At 42.1% G+C, this 15,797-nt stretch carries 12 protein-coding genes; 6 read left to right on the top strand and 6 right to left on the bottom strand.

Translation table 11 applies throughout. The features are described 5' to 3' along the window. The first annotated feature begins 161 nt into the window (after positions 1-161). A complete protein-coding gene (gene dctA / locus RB622_RS09920) occupies positions 162-1,427 on the top strand; it encodes a C4-dicarboxylate transporter DctA (protein ID WP_308046393.1) in 1,266 nt (421 codons plus the stop codon). Positions 1,428-1,430: 3 nt separating this feature from the next. On the opposite strand, the gene RB622_RS09915 is transcribed toward dctA, so the two are convergent. The 4 genes from RB622_RS09915 to RB622_RS09900 are packed head-to-tail and all read right to left on the bottom strand — an operon-like array spanning position 1,431 to position 6,990. Continuing rightward, positions 1,431-4,214: a CHAT domain-containing tetratricopeptide repeat protein gene (locus RB622_RS09915; protein ID WP_308046392.1), complete on the bottom strand. Its 2,784-nt coding sequence runs from the start codon at positions 4,212-4,214 to the stop codon at positions 1,431-1,433. Between the two features lie 14 nt (positions 4,215-4,228). Further along, positions 4,229-5,614: a S8/S53 family peptidase gene (locus RB622_RS09910; protein WP_308046391.1), complete on the bottom strand. Its 1,386-nt coding sequence runs from the start codon at positions 5,612-5,614 to the stop codon at positions 4,229-4,231. A 37-nt stretch (positions 5,615-5,651) separates the two neighbouring features. Continuing rightward, entirely contained in the window at positions 5,652-6,371 is a 720-nt protein-coding gene (locus RB622_RS09905; protein WP_308046390.1) for a hypothetical protein, read from the bottom strand. Between the two features lie 19 nt (positions 6,372-6,390). Continuing rightward, on the bottom strand, positions 6,391-6,990 hold the full coding sequence (locus RB622_RS09900) for a sigma-70 family RNA polymerase sigma factor (RefSeq protein WP_308046389.1): 600 nt from the start codon (positions 6,988-6,990) through the stop codon (positions 6,391-6,393). Between the two features lie 361 nt (positions 6,991-7,351). On the opposite strand from RB622_RS09900, the gene RB622_RS09895 reads away from it, so the two are divergent. Both RB622_RS09895 and RB622_RS09890 read left to right on the top strand, forming a co-directional pair. Beyond that, on the top strand, positions 7,352-9,082 hold the full coding sequence (locus tag RB622_RS09895) for a M3 family oligoendopeptidase (RefSeq protein ID WP_308046388.1): 1,731 nt from the start codon (positions 7,352-7,354) through the stop codon (positions 9,080-9,082). Between the two features lie 28 nt (positions 9,083-9,110). Continuing rightward, positions 9,111-9,410 carry a hypothetical protein gene (locus RB622_RS09890; RefSeq protein WP_308046387.1) on the top strand — a complete coding sequence of 100 codons (300 nt, stop codon included), beginning with the start codon at positions 9,111-9,113 and terminating at the stop codon, positions 9,408-9,410. A gap of 82 nt (positions 9,411-9,492) precedes the next feature. Here the strand turns inward: RB622_RS09890 and RB622_RS09885 are convergent, their stop codons facing one another. After that, complete coding sequence (locus RB622_RS09885; RefSeq protein ID WP_308046386.1) at positions 9,493-10,842, bottom strand: glycosyltransferase family 39 protein; 1,350 nt, start codon at positions 10,840-10,842, stop codon at positions 9,493-9,495. A 416-nt stretch (positions 10,843-11,258) separates the two neighbouring features. Between RB622_RS09885 and RB622_RS09880 the strand changes: the two genes are divergently transcribed. The 3 genes from RB622_RS09880 (at position 11,259) to RB622_RS09870 (ending at position 15,023) form a co-directional block, all read left to right on the top strand. After that, a complete protein-coding gene (locus tag RB622_RS09880) occupies positions 11,259-12,332 on the top strand; it encodes an NAD-dependent epimerase/dehydratase family protein (RefSeq protein ID WP_308046385.1) in 1,074 nt (357 codons plus the stop codon). A 72-nt stretch (positions 12,333-12,404) separates the two neighbouring features. After that, the gene (locus RB622_RS09875) at positions 12,405-13,352 is read left to right on the top strand and encodes a glycosyltransferase (protein ID WP_308046384.1); all 948 of its coding nucleotides are present in this window, start codon (positions 12,405-12,407) and stop codon (positions 13,350-13,352) included. Positions 13,353-13,358: 6 nt separating this feature from the next. Then, the gene (locus tag RB622_RS09870; RefSeq protein ID WP_308046383.1) at positions 13,359-15,023 is read left to right on the top strand and encodes a hypothetical protein; all 1,665 of its coding nucleotides are present in this window, start codon (positions 13,359-13,361) and stop codon (positions 15,021-15,023) included. On the opposite strand, the gene RB622_RS09865 is transcribed toward RB622_RS09870, so the two are convergent. Next, a complete protein-coding gene (locus RB622_RS09865; RefSeq protein ID WP_308046382.1) occupies positions 14,974-15,414 on the bottom strand; it encodes an Rrf2 family transcriptional regulator in 441 nt (146 codons plus the stop codon). The two genes, RB622_RS09870 and RB622_RS09865, sit on opposite strands and share 50 nt — an antisense overlap. Positions 15,415-15,797: the final 383 nt, after the last annotated feature.

The following is a 15,797-nucleotide window of genomic DNA, read 5'->3' as shown; positions in this document are numbered from 1 at the left end:
TTAGACCAAGTATAAACAATAAGAAAAAATAGTTTTCTGTGAGCAGGGCCGATAAAAAAGTACTTTAATATTGTAACTTGACTACCATCCAAAATCCTGACAGAAATCAAGACGGTGTAAATTCCAACGGATAACCCTTTATTCCTTAACTACTCACAAAATTGAAGAAGCTCTTTACCAACCTTACCTTTTGGGTCCTGACTGCAATCACCGCCGGTGCACTGCTGGGGCACTATACTCCGGAAACGGCGGTTCAGATGGACGTTTTAGGCAAAGGTTTTATCCAGATTGTCAAATTGTTTATCAATCCCATCATTTTCCTGACCATCACGCTGGGAATTATTGGCATGGGAGATTTAAAAAAGGTCGGCAAGGTTGGGGCCAAAGCGCTTCTGTATTTTGAAGTTGTGACAACGCTTGCGCTCGTTGTCGGGGTATTGGTTGCCAACATTGTGCGTCCCGGGGACGGCGTAGCGACGGCAAATCTTCAGAAAGGTGATATTTCCGTATATGCCGCCAAGGTGCATGATTTTAGCTGGCTCCAATTTTTCCTTGACAATATGACGCTTCAGGTGCTCTTATTTTCTCTTATTCTGGGGGTGGTGTTAAGCCGGTATTCGGGTAAAGCGGTTATTGTTGAATGGCTGAATTTTGCTTCAAAATATGTTTTTAAAGCGCTTCATCTGGTGATGATGTTTGCCCCCATCGGTGCTTTCGGAGGGATGGCGTTTACGATCGGAAAATACGGAATTCATACTTTATTCCCCCTGGCCAAGCTGATGGGAACGGTCTACCTGACCATGGCGGTCTTCATCTTTGGCGTTTTGGGATTGATTTTAAGAACTTACAAGATCAGTATACTGGCCTATCTGAAATACATCCGCGAGGAATTGCTGATTGTTTTGGGGACATCGTCCTCCGAGGCCGCGCTGCCTTCCATCATGGAAAAACTGGAACGGATGGGTTGCTCAAAACCCGTTGTGGGGCTGGTTATTCCGGCCGGTTATTCATTTAACCTCGACGGAACCACGATTTATCTTTCGATGGCCACCATTTTCCTCGCCCAGGTTTTTAATGTACATCTTACAGTCGGGCAGATATTGTCTGTTATTGGCATTCTGATGGTCACTTCAAAGGGCGCGGCGGGCGTTACCGGGAGCGGTTTTGTCGTGCTTGCCTCCACGCTGACGGCGATTAAGGTGATTCCGCTGGAAGGCCTGGCCCTATTGCTTGGTGTCGACAGATTTATGTCAGAAGCCCGCGCCATTACCAATATTATCGGCAACGGTGTGGCCACAATCTGGCTGGCCAACAATGAAAAAGAATTTGACCGGGACAAAATGAATTTCGCCTTTGCCAATGTGCACGAAACGGAGAATATCATCACAGATAATCTGACGGATGTGACACAGCAGTCGGGGAAGTAGATGTCAACGGTGTGCAGCCATTTTCCTGCGAAACAAAAATCCGGCCAGGAGCAGAGCAAAAGCAGTCGTTGTTAAAATCACATAAATTCCGCCTTTCGAAATTCCAGTTTCAACGGGTTCCGTATTTCCGACAAGCACCATACCAGCCCATGCATAAGGCAGCTGGTCGCTTTTGGACGCGGTTTGAAGCCATTCAATCTGAGCCTGCTGCAATGCAACATCCAGTGGAAGTCCATTATCGAGCTGGTTATAAAAAAGTTCTGTTAATTCATAAATTGATTTATTTTCAACACTCCATAAGGTTGTCAAAGTTGAAGGAATACCGATGCCAGCAAAACCACGGGCCAAACTAAAAACACCTTCCCCTTTCTGATTTTTTCCTACACCCGTTCGGCAGGCGGACAAAACGAGCAGTTGTGTTTTGGATAAACCTGATGTCGGCAGCTCAGAAAGTTTAAGTGTCGAATCGGCGAAGTATAACGTTGGCTCCACTTCGGAGCTGTCTGCGCTGGCGTGTGTGAGCAGCTGAATAATCCGGTGGTCGGAAAGTTCTGTCAGAAAGGTCTTTCTGGATGCATCTGCCCCGGTGACGATTTTGGAAAAGAGAAAATGCTTGTTGATCGTTTCCAGCGCCAACTCAGATCCTGGCAGAGACGCCTGAACAAGTTTGGGAGAAAACGTGCCCGGTGCCATTCCGAAAAACATTTTTGTGTTCAGAAAATCACTTTTTGATCGAAATGTTTTGGTCAGGAATCCTGCTGAATAGGTATAACTGAACGCGTATTTTTTTACGAGAAATTCTGGTTTTGACGAGGAAAAACTCAGACTTTCAAAAGGCATAAAGTTACCGTCAGGGGAAATAATCACGCGCCCGGATTTAATCCCAAAAGGTTTAAGCAGCAATTCATACAGACGGTTGGAGGCCGTCAGATAATTACCGAATTCTTTGTTCTGATTTTCTCTGTTACCCAATAACCGCTGAAATTCCTGAGTATAACGTTTATAATCTGCTATATTTATTTTTCGTAGGCTAATCTTATTCGCCGTCACATTAAGCCCATAAACGGCACTGTCGCCAACAAAATAAGAGATCAACGCCTGTCCATCCGGAATAACTTTTGCCCGGATTTCCTTTAATGTCGCAACACGGTTATCATACTTATAAGCATAATATTGCGGATTGGCTTTTTCCAACTGCTTTACAAAAATTTGCTGCTCCTCCTGCACATGAAACAAATCGTTCCGGAGACTTATGTACTGCTTTGATTCCGGTTTGCTTTCACCCAGCTTATTTTGCAAATCACTGATCCGTTGCCGCAATGACCTTTCACGTTCCGCATCCTGCTGACTTAATTGCTGGTTGGCTCCCAATTCATTCAACTGGTCGTTGAGCATAACCGCCCGGCTTTTCTCAAAAAAATAAAATGCCGTGACGGGGTCGTTCAGCAGATTACACGTTTCGATGGCATGCTCGTACATAGCACGGGTTTTATCCCGCCAGAAAAGTTTTGTTACATTACCCGTATGCTCCCAACGCATAAAATCGATCATCGTATCGGCAAGCATGTAGGTTTTGAGGGCGTTTTTTAGTGTGGGAATATTATTTGAATTATGTTTAGCATAATCAAGCAAGGTGTTAGCTTTATCACGAATAAGAGTCAATAAGTATAACTTATTTGGCGATATTCTAATGAGTTTGGCCGACGGATTATTATCCTCCTTCCCTAAAACATTACTCTGCGCAACCCTTGAAAGTGCTTCTTCATAAATTTTGACTGCGAGCTCATAATTTCCTTGTTTGCTGTATGACTCTGCGATGTTTCCAAGGATTCGAGAACGGGCCAGGTCCTGGTTCACATATTTCAAAGATTCACTAAAAAAAAACAAAGCCTTAGAATAATCCTTTAATTCTTCAAGATAAATATTCCCGATATTATTTGTGACAGCAGCACAGTTAAATAGAGCATAACTATCTGTTTTAACATTTTTGAGGTGCTCTTTAAACTCTGTCAACGCTTGGCCGTACACTTCGATTGCTTTTGTAAAACTATTCTTGGAAGCATACAGATCCGCCACCTGCGTCAACACAAATCCTCTGGTTTTATGATCGCTCAATTGTCCAACCATTGCATTGGTCTCCTTCAGCAATTCAAATGCCCCTTTTACATTATTTAGCGCGTTGAGTGCCTGAATCCTTTCAACTCTATTATTAACCTGCTGAATCACAGACCCTTGATTTTTGGCAATACTTTCTCCGATTTCTGCATATGAGAGACATTTTTGGTAATTGCCTGAATCATAATACAAGTTCGCGAGCCGTTGATATATCATCGGCAACAAATAAATCTTATCCGAATAGTTTTGTGCAATTTGAATTCCATTCTGGAATGCCTGGACCGATTTATCCGAATTATTGAGCGACCGTTCGATATTGCCTAAATTTAAATAACTATTTGAGGCATTTTTGGGACTTGCAGTATTACTTTTCGAAAGATTAATTTTGATTGCCTGTAAAGTGTATTTTTCTCCGAGAGCAAGACTGTCAAGCTGCCAATAAGAACGGCCGATAAGATGCAATATCTTTGCCTGAATTGAATCGTTTTTATAGCTGCATTTCAAAAAGTTTTTTTGTAAATCAATACAAAAAAACAGCAATTCCCTATCTCCTAAGTCGTCATTAGCTTTTTCAAGATTGTCGTATAAAACATTTATTGGTACGCATTGGGCTTTTGCTTCAATGCGTACCAATAAATTGAATATGAATACTAACAATAAACGAGATTTCATTCCATATTTTTATTTTAAGGAATAATGGTATTATTACCACTTACTTGTGCGGGAGAAATCCAATTTTGAGGCGATGCAATCTGAGATAATAAATTGGGATTCACAGCTGCACCTCCCGCGATTTTTGCTGCGGCTTTGCCTGCCGCGACTGGTGTGGCAAATGAAGTTCCTATGCCGGTGCCGTTCATAAGAGAACCGGATAATAAAAATCCACAAGAACTATCTGCCCTAACAGCCACTTTTATATACTGAGGCGAATAATTTTGATTATCACAGACTTCCAATAAGCCAGGAGATCTTCTGGATTCAACAGACGAAGTTACCGAAATCAAATTTGGTATATTTTTTAAACATGCCGGAAAAAACAGAAGGTTTCTGACAGACAAATTACGGCTATGGGTTCCATCCAATACGTCCATTTCGGGACTCTCATTCCCGGCCGCTGCAAAAAACAAAGCACCGGTTTCCTTGATACAAGTTCCGATAAATTCGTTTGTTACCTGGTCTTCTTTTGGAGCATAATACCCTAAACTGGCATTAATAATATCAACTTTTTTACCCTTTAATGATGACAACGCACATATCAGATCAAAAATGCTCCCATTACCGGCTGAGTTTAAAACCTTGACAGGTATAATACCTACCCGGACATTCTCTGGCAATTGCTTTAAAATTAGTTCGGTGACAAAAGTACCATGTTTGGTGTCATCGTCGTCTATGGGATTGTTAAAGTATTTTGAAGACAGGATACATGGGTCTTGCAAAGAAAAATTGGGAAATACCGTTCCATCACCATAACCAGTATCCAAGACCGCAATTTTTACAAATTTATCTTCCTCGTTTATAGCAATGCCGGGAAATTTCCAGGTATATTTTGAAGTCTCACCACGATATGTTTTTAAAGTTTCAAAGCCGGATGGTCCTTTTTGCAATCTATAATTAGGTGCGAAACCAATTACGTTTGAAAATTCTACATCTCCCTCCTTCGTAGATCCATTTCCAACCGTCAGTTTTTCACCACTTTTACTAATTATGCCAATTGGGAAATTGTAATATCTCCTCAAACGTGGGCTACAATCACAGACCTCCACATGCAGATCAGGATATTTCGTCCTTACTTCATTCTCAATTTTCTCAATTTCTAAAATGTCAAAACTATCTTGATATTTAAATATAAAATCAATAGGAACTTCGCCATTGCCAGCAACAAGTCCAAACTTAAGAGACTTATCATGTTCGAAATCTTTATCTAATTTTTTTACAAGTTTACCATCTTTTAATGTTTGGTAATAACCTCTATTACAGTCTGATTTCCAAGCAGGAGTTTTCTTTTTTTTCCAACGGAAGACAAATACAAAAAATGCGGCTAACGCGGCGGCTAGTGAAAATAAATATTTCATGACCTGGGGGATTTGTAATTACATTTAAACTTTAAAACTATTTAACCCACTTCACAGCCTCTTCCTTTCCTTCCAAATTACCATCAATTACCTCCCTTAACAAACTGTCGGCTAACTTCTTATCCAACGGTAAACCACGTTGCAGGCGGGCAATGGCTTCATAGAATTTCCCGGGATTGGAGAACAATTGTTTTTGCACTCCAAGCTGATGAAAATGGTTGATCGCTTTGTCGTAATCTCCTTCCCTCAGGGAAACAATACCCGCAATTTTTTGTGCCTCAGCATTTTGAGGATCAAGTCTCAGCATAGCGTCAACCATGGATCCCGCCTCCTTATAATTGCCTTTATTGTACTGATTAATAACCTGTTGCAGGCTGTCCGCGTTACCGTCCATTTGTACGCTCAGTGTTGAAAAATTTTCCTGAACATAATGTTCCGCCAACTGCTCCCGGCTCTGGACACCCGGACTTAAAAAGTACCAGCCCAACCCCATGGCAATGAATAAGACAGCGGCGGCGGCGTAATAAAATAACGTTCGGGAAATTGTTTTCGGCTGACTGTTCGGCAATTTCTGCCATGCCTCATGCCTTTCAGCCAGTCTTTTATCCCGTGCTTCCTGCCCGGCAGCATTTTTCACGAGCAGGTAAAAGGCAACGGATTCGGCCAGTTCAGGATCCGTTTTTAAATCCTTTTCAAACTGTTCCTTCTCCGGGTCGGAGAGTTGCCTTTTAAAATAATCTTCGATGCGCTCTTCCATGACTTTTTAATTTTCTCCACTATCCTTTTTTCACGCCCTTATGATACAGCTCCTTTAACTTTTCAAGGCAGCGCAACCGGCTTGTTTTGACCACAGCCGCTGACTGGTAGCCCATGTCAACGGCTATTTCCTGATCCATAAAACCTTCTCCCCAGGCTTTGATCATTTGCTGGCATTTGTCGCCCAGTTCACGCAGGCGCCGATACAAAATTTCCGTATCATACTGATCAATAAGCCTTTGCACAATACTCCGGGAATCATCGGGAAGAATGTTAATAAAATCATCCAGCGTTTCGCCATGGTGTACCTGCTGACGATTAGTCGCGTTTTTACGTAGAAGGTCAACACACTTATTGGAAAAAATTTGATACAGATAAGTCTTCAGGCCCGAGCGGCCTTCAAAACGGCCATTTTGGATATTTTCAATAATGGTAAGAATCGTATCGGAATAAGCCATGGAGCAATCATCGGCCGTGAGACGGTGTTTCCAAACACCCTCCCGAATCAAATATGCATATTTTTCATAAAGTCGATTTTCAAATGAACGCCGTTGGCGGTCATTCGATAAAATACCGTCTGTCAGCGCATTATCTGAAATCGTTTTCTGAAAGAAAGACATAATACATAGCGGATACCCTACGGAAATATACCTAAAAAAACCAAGTCTTTGGCAAATTCACAATGCATGTTTGCGCAAAATATACCTGTTTCGATTAAACGGCAAGGTTACAAGGGCCTGGAATTCGTATAAATCATTTTTAAGTAGCCGTTGGCAATTAGCTATATGCGATTAGCTCAGTAACCGGATGATCAATAGCTTATTATAAAAATCAGTAATATAAACTAATTTTTCACTACCCCTTATCAAAAAAATAATTAAAAAAATATGTTTCCATCCACCCCGATATCCATCCATAGCTTTCAGATTCCAGCAATTCCATATTACCTTTGAACAACAAATTATCGCAATCAAAGGAAAGATGATAAATCAGGAAACTACGACGTTGACCCGATCCAACCGGGCTTTTATAGGAGAAGAATTTGATCTGAAAAAATGGGATGACCTTCAGCCGTTTTACGATAATCTGGTCGCCCGGGAAATTAAGTCGGCACCGGACCTGCGCCAGTGGTTTTTGGACAGAAGTGAGCTGGAATCTTACTTGTCGGAAAATTTCGCCTGGCGATATATCCGTCAAACCTGCGATACCGCCAATACAGGGCTGATCAATGCCTTGCAGTTTTTCATCACAGAAATACAGCCAAAACTGGCAGAATACGGAAATCAGCTTGATAAAAAAGCTGTGGAAAGCCCATTCCTGAACGAATTGACAGATCAGGGATTTGCGATCACCATCCGCAGTATGAAAAAAGCGATTGAATTATTCCGCGAAGAAAACATTCCACTTCAAACGGAAATGCAGACCGAGGAACGGAAATATGGTGCCGTTGCCGGTGCCATGACAGTCACCCTCGATGGAGAAGAAATGACTTTGCAGAAGGCCTCTGACCGCCTGCAGTCGGCCGACAGAGCCGTGCGTGAAGAAGCTTGGCGCGCAGTGGCAGACAGACGTTATCAGGATCATGAGACGCTGGATGAGTTATTGAATAAACTGGTGACATTGCGGGATCAGGTTGGAAAAAACGCTGGATTTCCCAACTATCGTGACTATATGTTTGCAGCCATGGGACGTTTTGACTACACGCCGCAGGACTGTTTTAATTTCCATACCTCCGTGAAGGAAGCCGTCGTGCCCCTTTTGAACGACATGGCCAGCAGCCGGAAAAACGCTTTAAAAGTTGAACAGCTGCGTCCCTGGGATACCAAAGTGGATCCGAACGGGTTGCCTCCACTGAAACCTTTTACCAGCGGAGAAGAATTGCTTGGTAAAACAATACGCTGTTTCAGCCGTTTGGACCCGTTCCTTGGCAACTGCCTTCAGATCATGAAAAACATGAAACATCTGGATCTGGAATCGAGGAAAGGAAAGGCACCAGGTGGCTATAATTATCCGTTGGAAGAAATCGGCGTACCATTTATTTTCATGAACGCAACGTCCAATCTTCGGGATATGGTGACGTTATTGCACGAAGGTGGCCACGCAGTCCACTCGCTGGTGACCCGTGACCTGGCTTTGAATTCGTTCAAACATACGCCTTCCGAGGTTGCAGAATTGGCTTCTATGTCGATGGAATTGATTACTATGGACTTTTGGGATGAGTTTTTCGATAACGATGACGACCTTCGCCGCGCCAAAATCCAGCATCTGGAATCGATCATTGAAACATTGCCCTGGGTCGCTACCGTGGATAAGTTTCAGCACTGGATGTATGAAAATCCGACACACACGGCAACGGAACGCACCGATGCCTGGGTGAAAATTTATCAGGAATTTACGGATGAGGTGATGGATTGGTCGGGACTGGAATCTTTCCGAAAATATCTGTGGCAGCGCCAGCTGCACATATATGAAGTGCCATTTTATTATATCGAATACGGAATTGCGCAACTGGGTGCGATCGGTGTTTGGAAAAACTACCGCGAAAACCCGGCAGAAGGCCTGAAAGGATATCTTGACGCCCTGAAACTGGGATATACCGCTCCGATCACGGAGATTTATGAGGCTGCCAATATTCCATTTGATTTTTCAAGGAAATATATAACAGAACTCATGCAATTTGTCCATAATGAATTAGAAAGATTAAAAATTTAATAATTCAACTCCTATCCGTTTGGTGGTTATGGAAAAGGCCGTTATTTTTGTGCGTATTACTATGAACAGCAGAGAGATGAAATTTAGTAAAATAGCCGCCTTTGTGGCATGTATCGCATTGTTATCTTCTTGTGACTATCAAAAATATAATCACAAAGAACAAAAAGACCTAAATGCAAAGAATCAGTATGTTTACGGCGTAAGCCCTGATTCTTTACCACGTCAAATGGCTAATAAATACGAAGCAAATCCTGAGCTTGAGCCACGTGTCAACGCAATCCGTGCGAAGTTGTATGATGGTGCCGGTAGTGCAGTTGTGAAAGAATAACACGGTCTCTTAACAGGCTAATATCATAAAAAAAGATATCCTCAAAAATTGAGGATATCTTTTTTTATGCCCGACTTTCCCATTAATTCAATAAAGAAAGGATGTGAATGCCTTCTGTTAAATAATAAATGAGGTATAAAACCGAGATGGAAAGCATGGATAAAATGCTCAGGTTAAATAGGAGCGAAGACTTTTCACGGATAAAATTCAATCCTGCATACAGAATCCAGATAATCGAGAAGAAGGCCTGAAGGAACAGCCGGGATTGAAAACACACCCAGACGTTGTATTTGGCCCCCGCAATAATGACGAGTAAAATACTTAAAAGTAATATACCCAACCATGCTGCTTCTTCAAGTCCTTTCTCAAAGGATGCTTTTCCCGTTGATTTCAGTTTACCAATAAATTTAAAAACAGATACCGATTTCAGGAATGTCCCAAGCAAAATCAGTACCGAAGGAATAAGTCCTATGACATAAATCACGCTGCCAATGTATTTGAAGGAAGTTCTGGACCCAAGTTCAAATCCGTTTAGCGGTTCGCAGAATTTGTACCAGAACGTGGCATAGAATATGATGGGATAAACGTGTTCAAGCATCGGATCCCCTTCAAAAAACGTTGGATATTTAACCAACTGCTTTAAGTTGAAATACAAAATACTTTTGAGCCCGATAAACGTGTTCGCCGGCATGTAATAGAAGAAATCGATATTGTGGGCTATAAACCGGTGCTCGGCGTAATAGTTTTCCAGATATTTATAGGAACCGAGCAGGAAAGTCACCACACCAAAAAGTACGAGTCTTGCCAAAATTATTTTTACCGGTATCTCCTTTTTCCACAGTGATAAAATCACCACCAGTCCCAACGGAGGGCCAAAAGCCAGAAATGTACCTTTCGTTAACAAACCAAGACCAAGCAGGGCGGCAATAATGATTTCGTTTTTCAGATCCGGTTTACGGATGTAATGATGGAGCGCATACAAAATGCAGGTACCTAAGAAGTACGCCAGGGTATCATTAGAAACATACAATGAAAAGGTGACAAACGAATGCAGGAAGACCGCCAGTAGAAAAGATATATTCCTGACAAGAATATTGGACAGCAATCTTTTGCATAAGACAAACAATAGATAGAGGTTCCCACAGGCCAGCAAAAGCGAAAATAGCTGTGTTACTTTTTGGCTGTGCACATCATCAAAATAAAAAAAGGGCAGCGCTAACAAATAATAAAGCGGTGGATGCATGGCGCAAAACACTTCGCGGGTGAGCGGCAATCTTCCTTTTTCAATAATAAAATTAATTACCTCACCATGCGCATCAACGCCAAACCCGGGTAATGTGAAATACAAAAAAATTCGGAGCGCAATACCAGCCAGCAACAGATAACTTAAAAAGTTATCTCTTCCCAAAATGGCAGTCAATTGTTTAAACATATATTTAAAGTGCAAGGGTAATGCCTGCAAAAAGCAGAACAGATCTTGGAATGCATACAGCTTGCATCACAACGATCCATAGGTTCGTTACAAAATAGCAATGAGACGCCTTAGGCTTTTCCGACGATATTGTAGAAAATTAAGACTTTCAAATAAGGAGAGGTAATTTTCTGTAAAATTATAGAAGTGTGAACGAGAATCGAAATTTTTTATCGAAATAGATCAATTATTTTATAAACGACTGAAAATCCGACACAATCATCCTTGTTGAATCGTTTATGATCAAAAAGGGCAGTTAATTTTCTTACCACTTGAGCAAGCGGTTGGGATAATTGTTCGTTTTTAATTTACTTTACATCCTTAATATACACATCGAAAATATAGTATTATTTTAATACCACATTTAGAAACCAAATATGAATATAGCATTGGTTACCGGCTCGGCCGGATTGATAGGAAGTGAGTCCGTTGCGTTTTTAGCTGATAAGTTTGACCTGATCATTGGTGTTGACAATAATTTACGTGAATATTTCTTCGGAGCAGACGGAAACACAGCATGGAACAAGAGCCGTATTGAGTCCGCTTATGCTAACTACAAACATTATTCGGCAGATATCCGGGAAGTTAGCCAACTGGAACCGATCTTTAAGGAATACGGAACAGACATTAAGCTGATTATCCATGCTGCTGCACAGCCGAGCCACGACTGGGCCGCCCGCGAGCCTTTTACAGACTTTGGAGTAAACGCAGTTGGGACATTGAATATGCTTGAAATGACCCGTCTTCACACACCTGAAGCTGTGTTCATTTTCACCTCTACAAATAAAGTTTACGGAGATAATCCAAACTACCTGCCGCTTGTTGAGCTGGAAACACGTTGGGAAATCGACGAAAATCACGCCTATTTCAAAAACGGAATCGACGAACAGCACAGCATCGACCATACAAAACACTCGATCTTTGGTGCTTCGAAGGTAGCCGCTGATATCATGGTGCAGGAATACGGCCGTTATTTTGGCATGAAAACAGCTGTTTTCCGCGGCGGATGTCTTACAGGACCGAATCACTCGGGCGCTCAGCTGCACGGATTCCTTGCTTACCTGATGAAATGTGCGATCACAGGCAATCATTACACCATTTTCGGATACAAAGGCAAGCAGGTTCGTGACAACATTCACAGCCATGACCTGGTAAACATGTTCTGGCATTTTTACCAAAACCCACGTCCGGGCGAAGTTTACAACGCAGGCGGTGGCCGTTTTGCAAACTGCTCCATGCTCGAAGCCATTACTTTGTGTGAAAAAATCACGGGTAACAAACTTTCTTACTCCTATTCCGACACCAATCGTATCGGTGACCATATCTGGTATGTAAGTGACCTTTCGAAATTCAAGTCACACTATCCGGGCTGGAATTGGGAATATGGCCTGGTGGAAACATTAACTCAGATTCATGACGGTATTTCTTCTCGTTTGGGAAGTGTAAAATAATATGTTAATTTTCGTAACCTCCGAACGAGTTAAATCCATTAACTTGTCCGGAGGTTATTTTTAATCGCCACTATGCCGGAAAACTTTGTAATTATTATACCTCAGTACAACGACTGGGAGGCCCTAAATCTGCTGATCACGAAAATAAACACAGATTTAGATCCTACCGTGCTGAAAAATGCATCCATACTCGTGGTAGATGATTGTTCATCGATAGACCGGACTAAACCTTTTGTTCCATTTGGCGGGAAAGCTATTCAGGTTTTACGTCTTTACCGCAACCTGGGCCATCAAAAAGCCATTGCGATCGGCTTATCTTACGTAGCTGATAATATTGATTGCGATAAAGTGATTGTGATGGATGCGGATGGGGAAGATGCTCCTTCTGATATTAATAAGCTGGTAGCGAAATCACTGGAAGTTCCCGGTAAGATCATTTTTGCCGAAAGAAACAAACGTACCGAAAACTTCGTTTTCAGGTTCTTTTATGTGATTTACAAGTATGTATTTAAACTGCTTACCGGCAAAGTAATCACCTTTGGGAATTTCAGTCTGGTGCCTAAAAACAGGCTTCAAAACCTGGTACGCGTTTCTGAAATCTGGAACAACTATCCGGGCGGAATCATTAAATCGCGTATTCCTTACGACTCCATGCCAACCGACCGCGCGACGCGTCTGGCGGGGGAAAGCAAAATGAATTTCGTTTCGCTGGTTTTACACGGATTAAGCGCCATATCGGTACTGGTTGACACCACTGCGGTAAGAATTTTGATCTTTTCAATGTTCATGTCCGGCGTGGCCGTTGCCTTTATCTGTATTATTTTATTCCTTAAACTGATTGGAAATGCCACCCCGGGATGGGCCTCCACATTGGGCAGCACGCTGATTATCCTGATGCTTCAGTCGTTTTTAATTTCCCTGTTTCTGGTGTTTATGGTACTGCAATATCGCTCACAGCAGCACTTTATTCCGGCCATTCATTACCGCGATTTCGTAGACAAGGTAGATACAATCAACTAGGATCGTATGCTGACTTTCGACAATGCTCCGACAGTTTACTGGTTTCTTGGCTATTCGCTGGCCGGACTGGTCATTTTAGCAAGTATTTACAAAAAAGTGCCGGTCAATGCATTTGTAATACTTTCTATCCTCCTGCTCGGCTTTATGCGTATGCCTGTGATTGTGCTCAACAGAGAGCTGAACGCGGATGAAAGTCAGATGCTCAGCCATGCGATTACACTGCACCAGGATCCTGTTTACTGGCGCTCTGTCGACGGTACTACCATCGGACCTCTTGACAATTATCTGCTTGTCCTTCCTAAAATATTCGGCTTTCAAATAAACTATACGTCGGGGCGAATCATGGGCCTGCTGTGCTGTATCGGGGCTTTGCTGTTTGTTTTTTCAGCAATGAAAAAGTGGTTTGGCACGTCAAACGCGCGGGTTGCGTTTACAGTTCCGGTCATTTTTCTCTCCTTTACACAGGAAACCGATTTTGTTCATTATTCCAGTGAACAGCTTCCCGTATTGCTACTGGCTTGCACAATCTGGTTACTCTCAAAACTTACCGAAGGCAGACAGTTATCATCAGCAACAGCCTTTTTTCTTGGACTTTTTGCGGGTATGATGCCCTTTGCTAAATTACAGTCTGTTCCTCAGGCTCTGGTCGTGGTAATCGCTGCTTTATGGTTATGCTACCAATATTATGGCCGGACCAGACAAATCAAGCCACTTTTAGCCTTGCTTTTAGGGGGAATAACCTTTCCCATTCTGTTTTTTGCATGGATTTTTGCCAACAATGTTTTCCAGGATTTCATCGATTTCTATATTCTTGCCAATGCCATTTACGCCGGAGAAAACAATTTACTGTCCATTCCGTCACAGTTTATAGGTTTGGTCTCAAACAGCCGGGATTTTAGTATTTATTCACTGGTTTTGATCATACCGATGATTCTGGGGCTGTTTCAGGCATTGCGACCGACTCTTACCAGTAAAAAAATCAACGATTTTCTCATTCCTGCAACGGCAGTACTATTGATCCTGGCTGGTATTTACTCATCGACAAAATCAGGAAACAGCTTTATTCATTACCTCAATTTTTGCATTTATCCCTGGATTTTACTCGCTGCTTACGGTATTTCAAAACGAAATACCTGGTTCATCGCCGCTCCGGCTGTGCTGCTTTTATGGTTTGCCGGAAACGATGCCATATCCTACAAACGGGAACATCGCCTGAATGCTTTTGAATCTGTTGGCGGGGCCAATAAGCTCGATAAAAGTGCGGTGGTCAAAGCGCTGGAAAAATTTACCAAACCCGGAGACTACATGGTGGTGTGGGGTTGGCAATGCAAATATTATGTGGAAGCGCAACTCGCGCAGGGAACGGCAGAGAATCACTCGGAACGCTCCATTTTCAAACAACCGATGCAGGATAAATATCTGAGCCGTTATGTGCGCGACCTTCAACGGACGAAACCCGCTGTGATTCTTGATGCAGTCGGGAAATATAGCATGTGGGTGCAGGATAAGGCAACGCAGGGAATCGATAATTTCCCTGCGGTGGCTCAATATGTACACCAGCACTACACACTGGTTTCCACGATAGACGATGTAACCTTATACGTAAGAAAAGATAAGCTGACTAGTCTGCAATCAGCTGCTCAGCCGTACCTTGCTGCAACAAATCACTAAGGGTGGTCTGGTCTAAAACGGCAAGGTTGGCATCTCTCCACTTCTCTAAAACCGTACGCAGGCTGCATGTTTCCTCATCTTTGCAGTCATCACATTTTCCGTAGAAAAACATAGAAACGCAAAGTGCCGGAGCAATAGGACCGTCAATAATCCGAAGCACTTTCGAAAAACTTACTTCTCCCGGCGGAATTCGTAACAAATAACCGCCTCCTTTTCCCTTTTGGCTTTGTAAAACGCCGTTATTTCTCAAATCAAGCAAAATTGCTTCAAGAAACTTCTTGGGAATTCTTTCCTTCTCCGCGATGTACGAAATCAGCACGGGGCCTTTCCCGAACTGCTCCGCCAATACCTTAAGCGCTTTTAGAGCGTATTTTGCTTTTTTTGATATCATTGTTGATAAGTATACTAAATTTCGCCAATTAAAAACTCACAGGACTCATTTACACCACAACCCCCATCTGATCGCTGTACTCACCTGATTTGCTTGGTGTTATAACAATTAATATTGGTTTTCTATTCATTATCCGGCTGTATATCAGAATGTCTGAAAACAATCGTTTGGTTAATAAAGTACAATTTTATAAAATATTATACTTACTCTACTAATTTATAGACTTTTAAAACTAATTTGTAATAAATACAAATATTAAATTCATTATAAGTCGTAGTGAAAAATTAGTTTATATTATTGATTTTTATAAAAAGCTATTAATCATCCGGTTACTGAGCTAATCGCATATAGCGAATTGCCAACAGCTACTTAACATTAAATAC

Origin of the sequence: Dyadobacter sp. LHD-138 (assembly GCF_030929615.1) — a bacterium.
GTDB lineage: Bacteria > Bacteroidota > Bacteroidia > Cytophagales > Spirosomataceae > Dyadobacter.
Note: the sequence above shows the minus strand (reverse complement) of the source record. Positions and strands in the feature narration are given on the sequence as shown.